Annotated in this window: 14 protein-coding genes; 8 read left to right on the forward strand and 6 right to left on the reverse strand. The window is 61.9% G+C overall.

The window, feature by feature from the left end; translation table 11 throughout:
* The first annotated feature begins 5 nt into the window (after positions 1-5).
* On the forward strand, positions 6-971 hold the full coding sequence (locus tag AD663_RS07215) for a type II secretion system F family protein (protein WP_053213489.1): 966 nt from the start codon (positions 6-8) through the stop codon (positions 969-971).
* A gap of 381 nt (positions 972-1,352) precedes the next feature.
* On the opposite strand, the gene AD663_RS07220 is transcribed toward AD663_RS07215, so the two are convergent.
* The 5 genes from AD663_RS07220 to AD663_RS07240 form a co-directional block, all read right to left on the reverse strand.
* Entirely contained in the window at positions 1,353-1,622 is a 270-nt protein-coding gene (locus AD663_RS07220; RefSeq protein ID WP_003179335.1) for a DUF3613 domain-containing protein, read from the reverse strand.
* A 22-nt stretch (positions 1,623-1,644) separates the two neighbouring features.
* Positions 1,645-2,355 (reverse strand): tetratricopeptide repeat protein, encoded by a 711-nt coding sequence (locus AD663_RS07225; protein WP_033045945.1) that lies wholly within the window; start codon positions 2,353-2,355, stop codon positions 1,645-1,647.
* Positions 2,356-2,411: 56 nt separating this feature from the next.
* Complete coding sequence (locus tag AD663_RS07230) at positions 2,412-3,635, reverse strand: type II and III secretion system protein family protein (protein ID WP_053213490.1); 1,224 nt, start codon at positions 3,633-3,635, stop codon at positions 2,412-2,414.
* Positions 3,636-4,134: 499 nt separating this feature from the next.
* Complete coding sequence (locus tag AD663_RS07235) at positions 4,135-4,542, reverse strand: PA2817 family protein (protein WP_003179340.1); 408 nt, start codon at positions 4,540-4,542, stop codon at positions 4,135-4,137.
* An 89-nt stretch (positions 4,543-4,631) separates the two neighbouring features.
* Entirely contained in the window at positions 4,632-7,079 is a 2,448-nt protein-coding gene (locus AD663_RS07240) for an acyl-CoA dehydrogenase (protein WP_003179342.1), read from the reverse strand.
* A gap of 415 nt (positions 7,080-7,494) precedes the next feature.
* Between AD663_RS07240 and AD663_RS07245 the strand changes: the two genes are divergently transcribed.
* The 3 genes from AD663_RS07245 (at position 7,495) to AD663_RS07255 (ending at position 9,962) form a co-directional block, all read left to right on the forward strand.
* A complete protein-coding gene (locus tag AD663_RS07245) occupies positions 7,495-8,118 on the forward strand; it encodes a glutathione S-transferase family protein (protein ID WP_003179344.1) in 624 nt (207 codons plus the stop codon).
* A gap of 135 nt (positions 8,119-8,253) precedes the next feature.
* The gene (locus AD663_RS07250; RefSeq protein ID WP_003179346.1) at positions 8,254-9,186 is read left to right on the forward strand and encodes an ABC transporter ATP-binding protein; all 933 of its coding nucleotides are present in this window, start codon (positions 8,254-8,256) and stop codon (positions 9,184-9,186) included.
* Entirely contained in the window at positions 9,183-9,962 is a 780-nt protein-coding gene (locus AD663_RS07255; RefSeq protein ID WP_003179348.1) for an ABC transporter permease, read from the forward strand. The genes AD663_RS07250 and AD663_RS07255 overlap by 4 nt, the downstream gene beginning before the upstream one ends.
* 103 nt (positions 9,963-10,065) lie before the next feature.
* On the opposite strand, the gene AD663_RS07260 is transcribed toward AD663_RS07255, so the two are convergent.
* Positions 10,066-10,581 (reverse strand): DUF2062 domain-containing protein, encoded by a 516-nt coding sequence (locus tag AD663_RS07260; RefSeq protein ID WP_003179350.1) that lies wholly within the window; start codon positions 10,579-10,581, stop codon positions 10,066-10,068.
* A gap of 145 nt (positions 10,582-10,726) precedes the next feature.
* Between AD663_RS07260 and AD663_RS07265 the strand changes: the two genes are divergently transcribed.
* From AD663_RS07265 to lpxK, 4 genes are all read left to right on the forward strand, one after another.
* Positions 10,727-12,973: a DNA internalization-related competence protein ComEC/Rec2 gene (locus AD663_RS07265; RefSeq protein WP_003179351.1), complete on the forward strand. Its 2,247-nt coding sequence runs from the start codon at positions 10,727-10,729 to the stop codon at positions 12,971-12,973.
* 95 nt (positions 12,974-13,068) lie between these two features.
* Positions 13,069-13,704 (forward strand): MotA/TolQ/ExbB proton channel family protein, encoded by a 636-nt coding sequence (locus AD663_RS07270; protein ID WP_003179353.1) that lies wholly within the window; start codon positions 13,069-13,071, stop codon positions 13,702-13,704.
* A complete protein-coding gene (locus AD663_RS07275; RefSeq protein WP_003179355.1) occupies positions 13,701-14,129 on the forward strand; it encodes a biopolymer transporter ExbD in 429 nt (142 codons plus the stop codon). The genes AD663_RS07270 and AD663_RS07275 overlap by 4 nt, the downstream gene beginning before the upstream one ends.
* Positions 14,129-15,139, forward strand: a complete 1,011-nt coding sequence (lpxK, locus tag AD663_RS07280) for a tetraacyldisaccharide 4'-kinase (RefSeq protein ID WP_003179356.1) — start codon at positions 14,129-14,131, stop codon at positions 15,137-15,139. Before AD663_RS07275 ends, lpxK begins: the two co-directional genes overlap by 1 nt.
* Positions 15,140-15,142: the final 3 nt, after the last annotated feature.

Below are 15,142 nucleotides of genomic sequence, written 5' to 3' on the forward strand. Positions count from 1 at the left end.
CGGTCATGGATTTTCTGCTCGGGTTGTTCAGTCGATTCACCGGGAACGAGGAAGTGGCGCGCCTGTTGTTCATCATTGTGATCGGTCTCAGTACGGTGCTGGCGGTCGCGGCCGTGCTTTTGCTGATGCTGGGCCTGCAAGACCCGGTGCAACGGCGCCTGGCGCTGATCAAGCGAGGGTATTCCGGCAGCACGTCGGGGCAGGACGCGCCGGGTAACCTGCAACTGCTGCTGGAGCGCGTCGGCCAGCGTTTCGCCTCGGCCGATCCGGCCCGGACGTCCGCGACCCAGACCTTGCTTATCCACGCCGGTTATCGCTCCGCTTCGGCGGTGCAGATTTATTGGGCCGTGCGCCTGATGTTGCCGCTGTCGCTGCTCGGCGTTTCGGTGTTGCTGGTGCCGATGATCAAAGTTTCCGGCGTCTTCGTGCTGTTGGCGGTCACCCTGATGGCGGGCGTCGGCTGGCTGCTGCCGGCAATCTATGTCGGCAAGCGTAAACAGGCACGGCAGGGCCGGCTGCGGGCTGCGTTTCCCGATGCTCTGGACTTGATGGTGGTGTGTGTCGAATCGGGCCTGGCCCTGCCCACCACCATAGAACGGGTGGCGGAAGAGATGTCGGTCAGCCAGGTTGAGCTGGCTGAAGAATTGGCCCTGGTGAACGCGCAGATCCGCGCCGGGATTACCAGTACCGAGGCCCTCAAGCAACTGGCCGTGCGCACCGGACTGGAAGATATCCAGGGTTTGGTCAGCCTGTTGGCACAGAGCATTCGCTTCGGCACCAGCGTGGCCGATACCCTGCGAATCTATGCCGATGAATTCCGTGATCGGCGCACCCAGGCGGCTGAAGAGATGGGCGCAAAAATTGGCACCAAGCTGATCTTCCCGCTGATCTTCTGCCTGTGGCCAAGCTTCTTCCTGGTTGCCATCGGCCCTGCAATGATCGGCGTGTTCAGGGCCTTCGGGAATATGTAGGACGGTCTGCCCGAGACTTAAAAAGCATTCCCCTCTGGGCCGCGCAGCGGCCCTGTTTTTTTGCGGCTGCTGCGCACCCGAGCGGGAGCAAGCTCCCTCGCCACGGTTATTGTGGTGATACCAATCCCCAGCCAGACACCCGCCCTTGTGGCGAGGGAGCTTGCTCCCGCTGGGCCGCGCAGCGGACCCTGGCTTTCTGCGGCTGCTGCGCACCCGAACGGGAGCAAGCTCCCTCGCCACCGGTATTGCTGCTACGCCAATCCCCAAGCAAAAAAGCACTTGATGTGCCCAAACCAAAAGATCGCAGCCTTCCCCAGCGCCTACTTGGAATCTGAAGTAGGCGCTGGGGAAGGCTGCGATCTTTTTGCTTCTAGCCCAGGCTCATTTACTGCTGGTGATTTCTCCCCCCGAATCCTGGTCAAAGAATTCCGGGATCGGGTAGTTGAAGCTGTTGAGCCAGCGCTGCATGGCCATCTCGCGTTCGGCGGCCGAGGCGGTTTGCAGGTTGGTGGACGCTACGACGCCCCGTATCTGCAGCTGCATCCAGCTTTCGGTGCCTTGCTGTGCTGCCGAGGAGGGGCCTGGGTCAATCGCCCAGGCGGTGGCGGACAGGCAAGCCATGCCCATGATCATCAACTGTTGGATTTTCATCTCTAGGACTCCTCGTAACGCTCTACTTGACCGCACTGGATGAGGCATCGACGACCTCGTTCAGGCGGTTCGCTTGGGACGTCACTGCTTTGTTGGCCGAGCCCCTGATTTTTTCCGCGCGGGCCTGGGCATCTGCCACTTGTTGGGGGGTGAGCTTGCTCATGTTCGCCAGTTCGGCAGCCTGCTTCCAGTTATCCTGATAAATCAGCAGCGTCACCATATTGAGCGCTGCCAGCGTGTCAGACTGCTGCAGTTCCATGGCGGTCATGAACTCGAAGCGGGCTTCGGCAATGCGCCGTTGGTTGAGGTAGACGACCCCCAGATCGTTGCGGACCTTGCCTTCAGTCGGCGCCATTTTCGCTGCGCGTTCGAGGTGTTCCGTGGCGCTGGCGTTATCGTTCCTGGCGGCGGCCAACTGGCCCAGGCCATGCTCGCCATCGGACGCCAGGCAAGTCCCGAGCAAGCTTTTATACAAGGGTTCGGCCTCGTTACGCCCCATCAGGCGCAGCACCCGAGCCTTGCGCAGGCGCACCTGGACAAGGTCATTGGGCAGGCGCTCGAGGTTCGCCAGGCTCGCGTATAAACGCCCTTCGTTGGCCATGTCGTCAGCCAGGTTCAGCGCCAGCTCCTGATCAGCCTCGGGCTTGGCGCAACTGGCCGAGCGTGAAGCCACACCATTGCTGGCGCAGCCGGCGAGCATCAGCGCTGCCGTTATCGCAATCACCGCTTTCATTGAGTATCCCCCGGTACCAGGTGGAAGGGTCGGCACGTTGAACTTCAGCGGCCGGCTCATTGCGAGAGCCCGCTGCGGTTGTCGAACTCGCCATGTTCGAGGAAGTACATGCGGTAGAAATTCGGGTCGTAGTTGCGCAGTTGCTCACCCGGCAGTGTCGGCAGTTGCGCATCGGCGGCCAGGGGTTGGACCAGGTGTGGCGTGACGATCATCAGCAACTCGCGTTCCTCGCGGTTGATGGAATTGTCGCGAAAGAACGCGCCGAGGATCGGAATGTCGCCCAGCCCCGGAAACTTGTTCACTTGAGAGCTATTGCGTGTGCTGATCAGGCCACTGATGACGAAGCTTTCGCCATCGGCCAACGCGATGCTGGTATCGGTACGGCGTACCGTGAGGGCCGGAACCAGAGTCCCGGCAATGTTCACCGCGTTGGTGAAGTCCAGTTCGCTGACTTCCGGGGCGACCTTCAGCGCTATGCGGTTTTTGCCGATGACGGTGGGTGTCAGGGTCAGGCGGATGCCGAACTCCTTGTACTCGATGGAGACGTTATCGCTGCCGGCACTGGGCACCGGGATCGGCACCTCGCCGCCGGCCAGGAAACTTGCACTCTGCCCGCTGAGAGCCACCAGGCTGGGGCGCGCCAGGGTATAGGCAAAGCCGCTGCCCTCCAGCGCGTTGATCATCAACAGCGTCTTGCCGGTGGCAAACGACAGATTGAACATATCGTTATTGACCGGCAATGAGGGCCGGACAATACCGCCAATAGTGGGCAAGGTTCTCGGCGCACCGAACAGGAAGTTACCGCGACTGCCGAAAATCGACGTCGAGGCTTCCTTGAGCTTGGTCCGGCTGACTTCAACGAAGCGGATATCGGTCTGCACCTGGGCAAGGAGCATCGGGTCCTCGGAAGGCCCGCTGGCCACGCTGGTCAGCGCTGCGGTGGCCCTGCCTTTGACGAAGACCATGCTCTGGCGCGGGGTTTTCGAACAATCCGTCCAGACCATCAGGCTGGTGGCCCCGGGCATCAGGCCCGTGAGGATGAACGAATCGCTGCCGCTGGGCTGCACATCGGCAATTTTCGGGTCGCCCACCGCCAACTTCGTCACGGGAGCAAGGATGCGCAATTCGTTCTGCAGGCCCTGGCCGACCTCGAAGGTCGCCGGCAGGTTTTCCAGTTGGGAACAATTGGCCGTCGCGGCCTGAGCGGCATTCAGGCCGAGGCCCATCCAGAACATGCCATGGATTAATTGTTTTAATGCGGGCACGGTACGATTAGACATAAGTGATCCTCGACAGATGGGCCATTCTTGGCTAACGAGCTGCCACGGATCACTTTTCGGGGCCCGGGCCACCCCTTTTCATTTCACCTGACCACCCCAGAGGCGTCAGCGACAGGCCTGGCTGTACGCAAGCAGGCACATCACACCGACGGGACTGATCATCAGGCGCTTTCGAAGCATTTTCGAAACCCTGATATCCGGGTTTCCAGCCAGAGTGAGAAGCGGCCATCGGGTCACCTCCCGGACGGTCAAATCAACCGCCCGATCTCTTCCTCCTGACGGTAGACCACCCATAGCAAAGCGCCATTCGTAATGTGAAATTTCTGTCTAAAAACTGACGTTAGGAGAATTCCGGAAATTGTGACCGTCAAAAAAATGTCTTATCCAGCATGGCGAGGGTTGAATTGCATACCGGAGAGCCGCGAATACAAATTTTGACAACACCATAAAAAAAGGCCCGTCGGGTTAACCGTACGGGCCTTCGGATGATTGATCGCAATCAGTGCTTGCTGTCTTGGTCCGACATCGCCAGCAATTGCTTCTCCTGGTTCCAGTCGAACGGCTCGTCGTTCTGTTCCGCTTCGAAACGACGCTCTTCCAGGGCCTGGTACAAGGCGATTTCCTCGTCCGGCATGTAATGCAGGCAATCACCGGCGAAGTACCAGAGCAGGTCGCGAGGCACCAGGTGGGCGATCTGCGGATAACGCACGATGACCTGGCACAGGAGGTCCTGGCCCAAGTATTGGCTTTCGATCGGATCGACGGGGAGCTGCGCTCGCAGCTCGTCGAAGCGCTCCAGGAACAGGGCATGGCTTTCTTCGGGAACCTGCTCGGCCTCACCCACGGCGACCAGGATGCTGCGCAAGTGGTCCAGCAAGACAAGGTGATCGGCAACGATGTTGGACACGAGATAAGTCCTCAAGAGCAAAACGGGCGCAGGAGTATAAAGCCCTTGCGCCCGCTTTTATAGCTGACCGGCGTACCTGTCCGTCAGGATCAACGGACCTTGCCTTGCGCCAGCGTCAGCTCTTGCTTATCGAAGTCATCCACGTCGATGACCTTGCGTCGCGCCGCTTCGGCCGCACGCAGGGTCTGCGCTTCACCGGCTTGCAGCACGCCGGCTTCCAAGGCTGCGTCGATAAGATGCTCACCGGGCGCCGGATTGAGTTGGCCTTGCTTGAGCGCGATGTGCAGCTTTTTGTGCAGTGGTTGGGCGGCGGCCAGCAGGTCACTGGCGTGTTGCAGCGCGCCCACCGGGTCGTCGGCCGATTGCGGGCGATAACAGCCCTGCAATAATTCTTCGAGGGTCGGGTCGCCCTTGGTTCGACCGATGACCGCCGCCACCTCGGCGTCCAGCCTGTCGCTCGGGCCTTTATGGCGACGACCGAAGGGGAATACCACCAAGCGCAACAGGCAACCGAGTACGCGGTTCGGGAAGTTGCCCAGCAATTCATCCAGTGCACGCTCCGACTGGCCCAGGCTTTCTTCCATGGCCCAGGTGAACAATGGCGCCATGTGGTCCGGGGAGTCGAGGTCGTGGTAGCGCTTGAGCGCCGCGGATGCCAGGTACAGGTTGCTCAATACATCACCCAGGCGTGCCGACAACCGTTCACGGCGTTTGAGCTCGCCTCCCAGCAACATCATGCTCAGGTCCGCCAGCAGGGCGAATGCTGCTGCCTGTCGGTTGAGCGCGCGGAAATAACCCTGGCTCAAGGCATTGCCGGGAGTTCGTTCGAAACGCCCCAGGCCCAGGTTGAGCACCAAGGTGCTGGCGGCGTTGCTGATGGCAAAGCCAATGTGCTTGAGCAGCAATCCGTCGAATTCCAGCAGTGCCTGGTCCTTGTCGTCGCGGGTTGCCAGGGCCATTTCCTTGAGCACGAATGGATGGCAGCGAATGGCCCCCTGGCCAAAGATCATCAGGTTGCGCGACAGGATATTCGCGCCTTCCACGGTGATGAAGATCGGCGCACCTTGCCAGCTGCGCCCCAGGTAATTGTTCGGGCCCATGATGATGCCCTTGCCGCCATGCACGTCCATGGCGTGGCTGATGCACTCTCGGCCACGCTCGGTCAGGTGGTACTTGAGAATGGCGGACAACACCGAAGGTTTTTCCCCCAGGTCCACCGCGTTGGCGGTCAGCATGCGTGCCGCGTCCATCATCCAGGCGTTGCCACCGATACGCGCCATGGCTTCCTGGATGCCCTCGAATGCCGAGAGCGGCACGTTGAACTGTTCGCGCACCTGGGCGTACTGGCCAGTCACCAGGCTGGTGAACTTCGCCGCACCCGTGCCGACTGCCGGCAAGGAAATCGAGCGCCCGACCGACAGGCAATTCATCAGCATCATCCAGCCCTTGCCGAGCATCGCCTGGCCGCCGATGAGGAAGTCCAGGGGAATGAATACGTCCTTGCCCCAATTCGGTCCGTTCATGAAAGCGGCGCCGAGGGGCAGGTGACGGCGACCGATGTGGACGCCGGGGGTGTCGGTGGGAATCAGCGCGAGACTGATGCCCAGGTCTTCTTCATCGCCCAGCAAATGGTCGGGGTCATAGGCCTTGAAAGCCAGGCCCAGCAGGGTCGCTACCGGGCCGAGGGTGATGTAGCGCTTTTCCCAATTCAGGCGCAGGCCCAAGGTTTGCTGGCCTTGCCATTCACCCTTGCAGATGATGCCGGTGTCGGGCATCGCCCCGGCGTCGGAGCCGGCCAGCGGCCCGGTCAGGGCGAAGCAGGGGATATCGTCGCCACGGGCCAGGCGCGGCAGGTAGTGGTCACGTTGTTCATCGGTGCCATAGTGCAGCAGCAGTTCCGCCGGGCCGAGGGAGTTGGGCACCATCACGGTGGACGCCAGGTCGCCGCTGCGGGTGGCCAGCTTCATCGCCACTTGGGAGTGGGCATAGGCGGAGAATCCCTTGCCGCCGTATTCCTTGGGAATGATCAAGGCGAAGAAACCATGGGCCTTGATGTGCGCCCAGGCTTCGGGCGGCAAGTCCATGGCCTGGCCGATCTGCCAGTCGGTGACCATCGCGCAGAGTTCCTCGGTGGGGCCGTCGAGAAACGCTTGCTCTTCTTCGGTCAGTCTGACCTTGGGGTAGGCCAGCAGCGTGTCCCAGTCCGGACGCCCGCTGAACAGTTCACCGTCCCACCACACCGTGCCGGCGTCGATGGCGTCGCGCTCGGTCTGGGACATGGGGGGGAGGGTTTTCTGGAACCAGTCGAACATCGGCGCACTGAAATACCGGCGCCGCAGGTCCGGTAGCAGCAGCGGGGCCGCGACGGCGGCGAGCACGACCCAGAGAACCAGCATCAGCCAGCCGGGCGCGTGGCTGAAGATGCCCATGGCCAGCAGGTAGACCGCGACGATGCCCAGCGCGGGCAGCGGGTCGGTGCGCCGATGCGCCAGCCAGGCGATCCCGATGATCAGTACCAGTAACCACAACAACAGCATATGTAATCCTCCGTGAACCAGGGCAAACCGACCTTCAGAGCGTAGACGGCCTCTGCAAAACCGGCGGTCGGCGCGATGGGACAGGTTTCGTGGGAAATCCTGGGTGCATTGCGCCAGTCTGGTTGGCAACAGCCGTGGGAAATCGTTCGTTGATAGCGTGAGAAAACGCCATTGTTTGGCCGAAATGTCGTTATTGCCGGGCCAGCGCTGTGGATAGACTCAGCAATTTGCGAACCGATGTCCTGTGGCGAGGGAGCTTGCTCCCGCTCGGTTGCGCAGCAACCGCATAAAGCTGGGGCCGCTGCGCAGCCTAGCGGGAGCAAGCGCCCTCGCCACATGTCGCCCCGCGCGACGATTTGAGTCGAGCCTGATCCGGCGTATGCTGCTGCGGCATTTATCCATCGAGGAAGCCGTGATGCTGAAGATCTGGGGTCGGAAAAATTCGTCGAATGTGCGCAAGGCGTTGTGGTGCGCCGAAGAGTTGGGGCTGGCCTATGAGGCCATCGATGCGGGCGGTGCGTTCGGTGTGGTGGACACCCCCGAGTACCGGGCGAAGAACCCCAACGGCCGCGTGCCGATGATCGAAGACGACGGCTTCGTGCTCTGGGAGTCCAATACCATTGTGCGTTACCTGCTGGCCCGTCATGCGTCGGGTTCGGCCTGGTACCCCACGGATGCCCAGGCCCGTGCCAACGCGGAAAAATGGATGGACTGGACCACGTCCAGCTTTGCTGGCCCGTTTCGCACTGTGTTCTGGGGCGTCTTGCGCACCCCGGCCGAGCAGCAGGACTGGGCCGCCATCGAGGCGGCGATCAAGGAATGCGAAAGCTTGCTGGCAATGGCGGAGCAGGCCCTGGGCGAGCATCCTTACCTCTCGGGTAAGGAAATCGGCCTGGGCGACATTCCCCTGGGCAGTTTCATTTATGCCTGGTTCGAGATGCCTATCCAGCGTGCCGCGCTGCCGAACGTCCAGGCCTGGTACACGCGGTTGCAGCAGCGCCCGGCGTATCGCAAAGCGGTCATGACCGCGTTGACTTAATACTTACTATCGACACACTTGACTGTACTTGTGCGGCGACGCCAAGCACCATTGCCTTCGTGCGCCGTGGTTGTATTGCTCGCCGCCCGCCCTTATCCAATTTTTCTTCTTTCCCTTCTTGGTGCGTAATCCGATATGAGTTCCGCTCTGTCCATCCGGCAGTTAACCAAAACCTACGGCAACGGTTTCCAGGCCTTGAGTGGTATCGATCTGGACGTCGCCGAAGGTGATTTTTTCGCCTTGCTTGGCCCCAACGGCGCCGGCAAGTCCACCACCATCGGCATTCTTTCAACGTTGGTGAACAAGACCAGCGGCACGGTGAATATCTTCGGCCATGACCTGGACCGCGAGCCTGCCGCCCTCAAGCGCTGCATCGGCGTGGTCCCTCAGGAATTCAACTTCAACCAGTTTGAAAAGACCTTCGACATCGTCGTGACCCAGGCCGGTTACTACGGCATCCCGCCGAAGATCGCCAATGAGCGTGCCGAGCAGTACCTGACCCAGCTGGGCTTGTGGGACAAGCGTGACGTGCCGTCCCGTTCATTGTCCGGCGGCATGAAGCGCCGTTTGATGATCGCCCGCGCCCTGGTGCACGAGCCGCGTTTGCTGATCCTCGACGAGCCGACCGCAGGCGTGGACATCGAACTGCGTCGTTCGATGTGGACCTTCCTGACCGAGCTGAACCAGAAAGGCATCACCATCATCCTCACCACGCATTACCTGGAAGAGGCCGAACAGCTGTGCCGCAACATCGGCATCATCGACCATGGCACCATCGTCGAGAACACCAGCATGCGCCAGTTGCTCAGCCAGTTGCATGTGGAAACCTTTTTGCTGGACCTGAAAAACGGCCTGGCAGTGGCGCCCCAGCTCATCGGCTATCCGGCCCGCCTGCTGGACGGTCATACCTTGGAAGTGCAGGTGGACAAAGCCGTCGGCATCACCGGCTTGTTCACGCAACTGGCCCTGCAGAACATCGAAGTGCAGAGCCTGCGCAACAAGACCAATCGCCTCGAGGAGTTGTTCGTGTCTTTGGTGGAGAAAAATCTGGCGAAGGTGGCGGTATGAGTTCCGAACTACGACCCAACCTCATCGCCCTCAATACCATTGTTTACCGTGAAGTCCGGCGTTTCATGCGGATCTGGCCGCAGACCCTGCTACCGCCGGCCATCACCATGGTTTTGTACTTTGTGATCTTTGGCAACCTGATCGGCCGGCAAATCGGCGACATGGGTGGCTTCACGTACATGGACTACATCGTGCCGGGGCTGATCATGATGTCGGTGATCACCAACGCCTACGGCAACGTGGTGTCGAGTTTCTTCGGCAGCAAGTTCCAGCGTTCCATCGAAGAACTGATGGTTTCGCCGGTCTCGCCCCATACGATCCTCATCGGCTACACCCTGGGCGGCGTGTTGCGCGGCTTGGCCGTGGGCCTGATCGTGACGTTGCTATCGTTGTTCTTTACCCACTTGCAGGTGCATCACCTGGGGGTGACGATACTGGTGGTAGTGCTCACGGCCACGATTTTTTCGCTGCTGGGCTTCATCAATGCCGTGTTCGCGCGCAACTTCGACGACATCTCGATCATCCCAACATTCGTGCTCACGCCATTGACCTACCTGGGCGGAGTGTTCTACTCGATCTCGCTGCTGCCACCTTTCTGGCAGACCGTGTCCTTGGCCAACCCGGTGCTGCACATGGTCAACGCCTTCCGCTATGGCATCCTCGGGGTGTCGGATATCAAGATCAGCATTGCGATCACCTTCATGCTGGTGGCGACTGTGGTGCTTTATGTCAGCTGCGCGCGGCTGCTGGTGAGTGGGCGGGGGATGCGTACCTGACACGCTGTGCCTATTGCAGAACCCCTGTGAGAGCGAGCTTGCTCGCGATGGCGCCAGCCAGGACAGCGCAAATGGCCTCCATTATCGGGGGCCTTTTTGTATCTCACATCCGGCTTTTCTTGCGCCGCCGCCATTGCCGCGCTACCCACCAGCGCCAGTAACTCATGGTGACGAAGTAGGCGAGGGCGCCGAGAACCAGGCCAGTCACCACCGAGCCCAGCAGGAACGGCTGCCACAAAGTCGACAACTGGCCGCTGATCCATTCCCAGGTCAATTCTTCCGGCAGCGTGCGGGCCGGCACGTCCATCAGCCAGGCACCGGTCTGGTAGGTGCAGAAAAACACCGCCGGCATGGTGATCGGGTTGGTCAGCCAGACCAGGCTCACCGCGATCGGCATGTTGCCACGCACCGCGATGGCAAGGGCGGCGGCCAATAACATTTGCAGGGGGATGGGCAGGAACGCGGCAAACAGGCCAACGGCCATTGCCCGGGCCACTGAGTGCCGATTGAGGTGCCAAAGGTTGGGATCGTGCAGCAGGGTGCCGAGAAAACGTAAGGATTTATGTTCCCGGATGCTCTCTGGGTCTGGCATGTAGCGTTTGAATAGGCGCCGGGGCATATGGCTTCTCGGTCGGTTCAAAGCAATAAAGCGGCAAGTATGTCCGGATTCTACGGCCGGCAGATTCAGACTTTGTGACAATTGATAACGCCCACGGTGCCCGAGACCGGCTAAGCCTAGAGAAAGGACGCTCAAGGATGGGTTTATGCGCACAGGGTTGGTCGCGCTTGCACTGGGGCTGTTGGCCCCGGTTTTTTTTCCGGCGCTGCCGCCGTTATGGCTCGTTGCAGCCATGCCGGTGCTGGCGCTGATGATGGTGCCGTTTCGAGCCTACCCGCTGGGTTTTTTCCTGTTCGGGTTGGCTTGGGCGTGCCTGTCGGCGCAGCAGGCTCTGGACGACCGGCTGCCTGCCACGTTGGATGGAGAAACCCGTTGGGTCGAAGGACGCGTCGTCGGCTTGCCGCAACACAGCGATGGCGTGGTGCGCTTCGAGCTGGCCGATGCCCGGTCGCGTCGCACCCGGCTGCCGGCATCGATGCGCCTGGCCTGGTTTGGGGGGCCACCTGTCAGCAGCGGCGAGCGATGGCGCTTGGCGGTAAAACTCAAGCGGCCCGCCGGGTTGTTGAATCCCCATGGCTTCGACTATGAAGCCTGGCTGTTGAGCCGGGGCGTTGGCGCGACCGGTACGATCAAGGCTGGCCAACTGCTGCAACCGGCCCGAGGCGCGTGGCGCGACGGTATCCGACAGGCACTCGCGCAGGTCGACGCCCAAGGCCGTTCCGGGGCGCTGGCGGCGTTGGTCCTGGGCGATGGCGCTGGTTTGAGTCGCGAGGACTGGCAAGTACTGCAAGACACCGGCACCGTTCATTTACTGGTGATCTCCGGGCAGCACATCGGTCTGCTCGCCGGGCTGGTTTACCTGATGGTCGCGGGTGCGGCACGTTTTTGCGTGTGGCCGGGGGCGCTGCCGTGGTTGCCTTGGGCCTGTGCGCTGGCCTTCATCGCGGCACTGGGCTACGGCTTGCTTGCCGGCTTCGAAGTGCCGGTGCGGCGGGCCTGTACGATGATCGGCCTGGTGCTGTTGTGGCGTTTGCGCTTCAAGCATCCGGACCCATGGTGGGCCTGGTTGCTGGCTTTCGTTGGGGTGTTGGTGTTCGATCCGCTCGCCAGCCTGCGACCGGGGTTCTGGCTGTCGTTCGCCGCCGTCGCTATCTTGATATTCACCTTCGGCGCTCGCCTGGGGCCCTGGCGCTGGTGGCAAACCTGGACCCGTGCCCAATGGCTGGTTGCGGTCGGTCTGTGTCCGTTGTTGTTGATCCTGGGCTTGCCCGTCAGCCTCAGCGGGCCGCTGGTGAATCTGTTTGCGGTGCCCTGGATCAGCCTGTTGGTGCTGCCGTCGGCACTGCTTGGCACGGTGTTGTTGCCCGTGCCGTTCATTGGGCAAGGGTTGCTGTGGATCGCTGGTGGGCTGATCGATCTGCTGTTCCAGGGGCTCGCGCTGATTGCCGGGCGCATGCCCGCCTGGGTCCCCGTTGCGGGGCCGCCGTGGGCCCTGGTCATCGCCGCCCTTGGGGCTTTTTTGCTGCTGCTTCCCAACGGCGTGCCGCTGCGCTTGCTGGGCTGGCCGATGATGCTGCTGATGGTATTTCCACCGCGAGAAGACGTCCCGCCAGGACACGCCGAAGTCTGGCAATTGGACGTGGGCCAGGGGCTGGCGGTGCTGGTACGCACCCGTCATCACGTCTTGCTTTACGACGCCGGGCCGCGTTTCGGCGACGCCGACGTGGGCGAACGCATCGTGCTGCCCACCTTGCGCAAGCTGGGCGTGCGTGGTCTGGACCTGATGTTGCTCAGCCATGCGGACGCCGATCACGCCGGCGGTGCCCGCGCCGTGCGCAATGGGCTGCCAACGTTACGGGTGATCAGTGGCGATCCTGACGCGCTGCCCGACGAGTTGAACGCCGGACCCTGCAACAGCGGCGAGCGTTGGGAATGGGACGGGGTCGGGTTCGAGTTGTGGCAATGGCCATCAGCCCTGGAAAGCAACCAGAAATCCTGCGTCCTGCAGGTGGACGCAGGCGGCGAACGCTTGCTGCTGACCGGCGATATCGACACCCGTGCCGAGCGCGCCCTGCTGGACGGGCCCTTGGCGGTGCAAACCCAATGGCTGGCCGCGCCTCATCACGGCAGCCGCAGTTCGTCGTCGATGGCGCTGTTGTCGCGCCTCAAGCCTCATTCGGTGTTGATTTCCCGGGGGCAGGGCAACGCCTTCGGTCACCCCCATCCGCAGGTGATGGCGCGGTATCGCTGGTCTGGCGTGGCGATTTATGACAGCGCCGAACTGGGCGCCATTCGTCTGCAACTGGGCGCCTTCGAGCCGCCGAGCACCCAGGCCGGGCAGCGGCGCTACTGGCGCGACCCGCCGCCCGCCGGGCCGGCGCTGCAACATTGATCCAGCTCAACCGAGCGAGGCGCTTGTCGGCGCAGCGGGTCTGCAAAGCGAGTCTGTGTGATAAAGTGGCGCACTTTTTCGAGGGGGCAGTCACTGTGTGGGAATTGGTCAAATCTGGCGGCTGGATGATGTTGCCGATCATTCTGAGTTCCATCGCGGCACTGGGTATCGTTGCCGAACGCCTGTGGACCCTGCGGGCCAGCCGCGTGACCCCGGAGCATTTGCTCGGGCAGGTCTGGGTCTGGATCAAGGACAAGCAGCTCAACAAGGACAAGCTCAAGGAGCTGCGGGCCAGCTCGCCCCTGGGTGAAATCCTCGCCGCCGGGCTGGCGAACTCCAAGCATGGTCGCGAGATCATGAAGGAGTGCATCGAGGAAGCCGCCGCCCGGGTCATCCATGAACTGGAGCGCTACATCAACGCCCTCGGTACCATCGCCGCCATGTCCCCGTTGTTGGGCCTGCTGGGTACGGTGCTGGGCATGATCGATATTTTCAGCGCCTTTACCGGCTCCGGCATGAGCACCAACGCCGCCGTGCTGGCGGGTGGGATTTCCAAGGCATTGATTACCACGGCGGCTGGCCTGATGGTGGGGATTCCGTCGGTGTTCTTCCACCGTTTCCTGCAACGGCGCGTTGACGAATTGGTCGTCGGCATGGAGCAGGAAGCCATCAAGCTGGTCGAGGTGGTGCAGGGCGACCGTGACGTCGACCTGGCCGGGGGCAAGAAGTGAAATTCCGCCGCAAACCTCGGGAAAACATCGAAATCAATCTGGCCTCGCTGATTGACGTGGTGTTCATCCTGCTGCTGTTTTTCGTCGTGACCACCACGTTCACCCGTGAAACCCAGCTCAAGGTTGAATTGCCGCAAGCCGTCAGTGGCTCGCCGGCTGAAGACCAGCAACTGAAAAACCTGGAAATCACCATCAGCGCCGAAGGTGCGTTTTCGGTGAATAACCAGTTGCTGCCAAAGAGCGACCTGGCGAGCCTGATCGATGCGCTGCAGAAGGAATCCGGCGGCGATACCAATCTGCCGCTGTCCATCAGCGCCGATGGCAAGACCCCTCATCAATCGGTGATCACCGCCATGGACGCGGCCGGCAAGCTCGGCTTCAGCCATCTGCGCATGACCACGGTCGAGGCGGCGCCTGCTCCCTGATGGCCATGTCCGATCGATTGCTTGCCGCGTGGTACGAAGGTCATCCGGCCCTGGTGGCGTTGCGTCCGCTGGAGTGGCTGTACCGCCGGGTGGTGGTGGGCAAGCGTGAGCGATTCCTGGCCGGGGAAGGCGAGATTTACCAGCCAGCCGTGCCGCTGATCGTGGTCGGTAACATCACGGTTGGTGGCACCGGCAAGACACCGCTGATCCTGTGGTTGATCCAGCACTGCCAGCGCAGTGGCCTGCGCGTCGGTGTGGTTAGCCGCGGCTACGGCGCCAAGCCGCCGCACCTGCCCTGGCGAGTGGCGGCCGAGCAGGGCGCCGACATCGCCGGTGACGAGCCGCTGCTGATCGTCCAGCGCACGGGTGTGCCGTTGATGATCGATCCGGATCGCAGCCGCGCCGTCCGGGCACTGCTGGACGCTGAGCCGCTGGACCTGATCCTGTCCGACGACGGTATGCAGCATTATCGACTGGCCCGGGACCTCGAACTGGTGCTGATCGACAATGCCCGTGGCCTGGGCAATCGCCGCTGCCTGCCCGCCGGCCCGTTGCGCGAGCCGGTCGAGCGCCTGCAATCGGTTGACGCCGTGCTGTACAACGGCGCCGATGACGACCGCGAAGACGGCTTTGCCTTGGTCCTGCAGCCCACTGAGCTGGTAAACCTGGCCAGTGGCGAACGACGGCCCCTCGACCATTTCTCTCCCGGCCAGGCCCTTCACGCCGTGGCCGGCATCGGCAATCCCCAGCGTTTCTTCAAGACCCTCGAAACGCTACACTGGCGACCAATACCGCACGGGTTCGCCGATCATGCTCAATACAGCGCCCAAGCGTTGAGCTTCACGCCTTCGTTGCCCGTGGTCATGACGGAAAAGGACGCGGTCAAATGCCGCGCCTTTGCCGCGCCTGACTGGTGGTACCTGGCGGTGGATGCTGTGCCGTCGCCAGCCTTCAGGGCGTGGTTCGATACGCAGTTGATGCGCCTGTTGCCGGATCGGCTTTTGCCTTAAAAC

This window comes from Pseudomonas sp. Q12-87 (genome assembly GCF_001269755.1).
Lineage (GTDB): Bacteria > Pseudomonadota > Gammaproteobacteria > Pseudomonadales > Pseudomonadaceae > Aquipseudomonas > Aquipseudomonas fluorescens_S.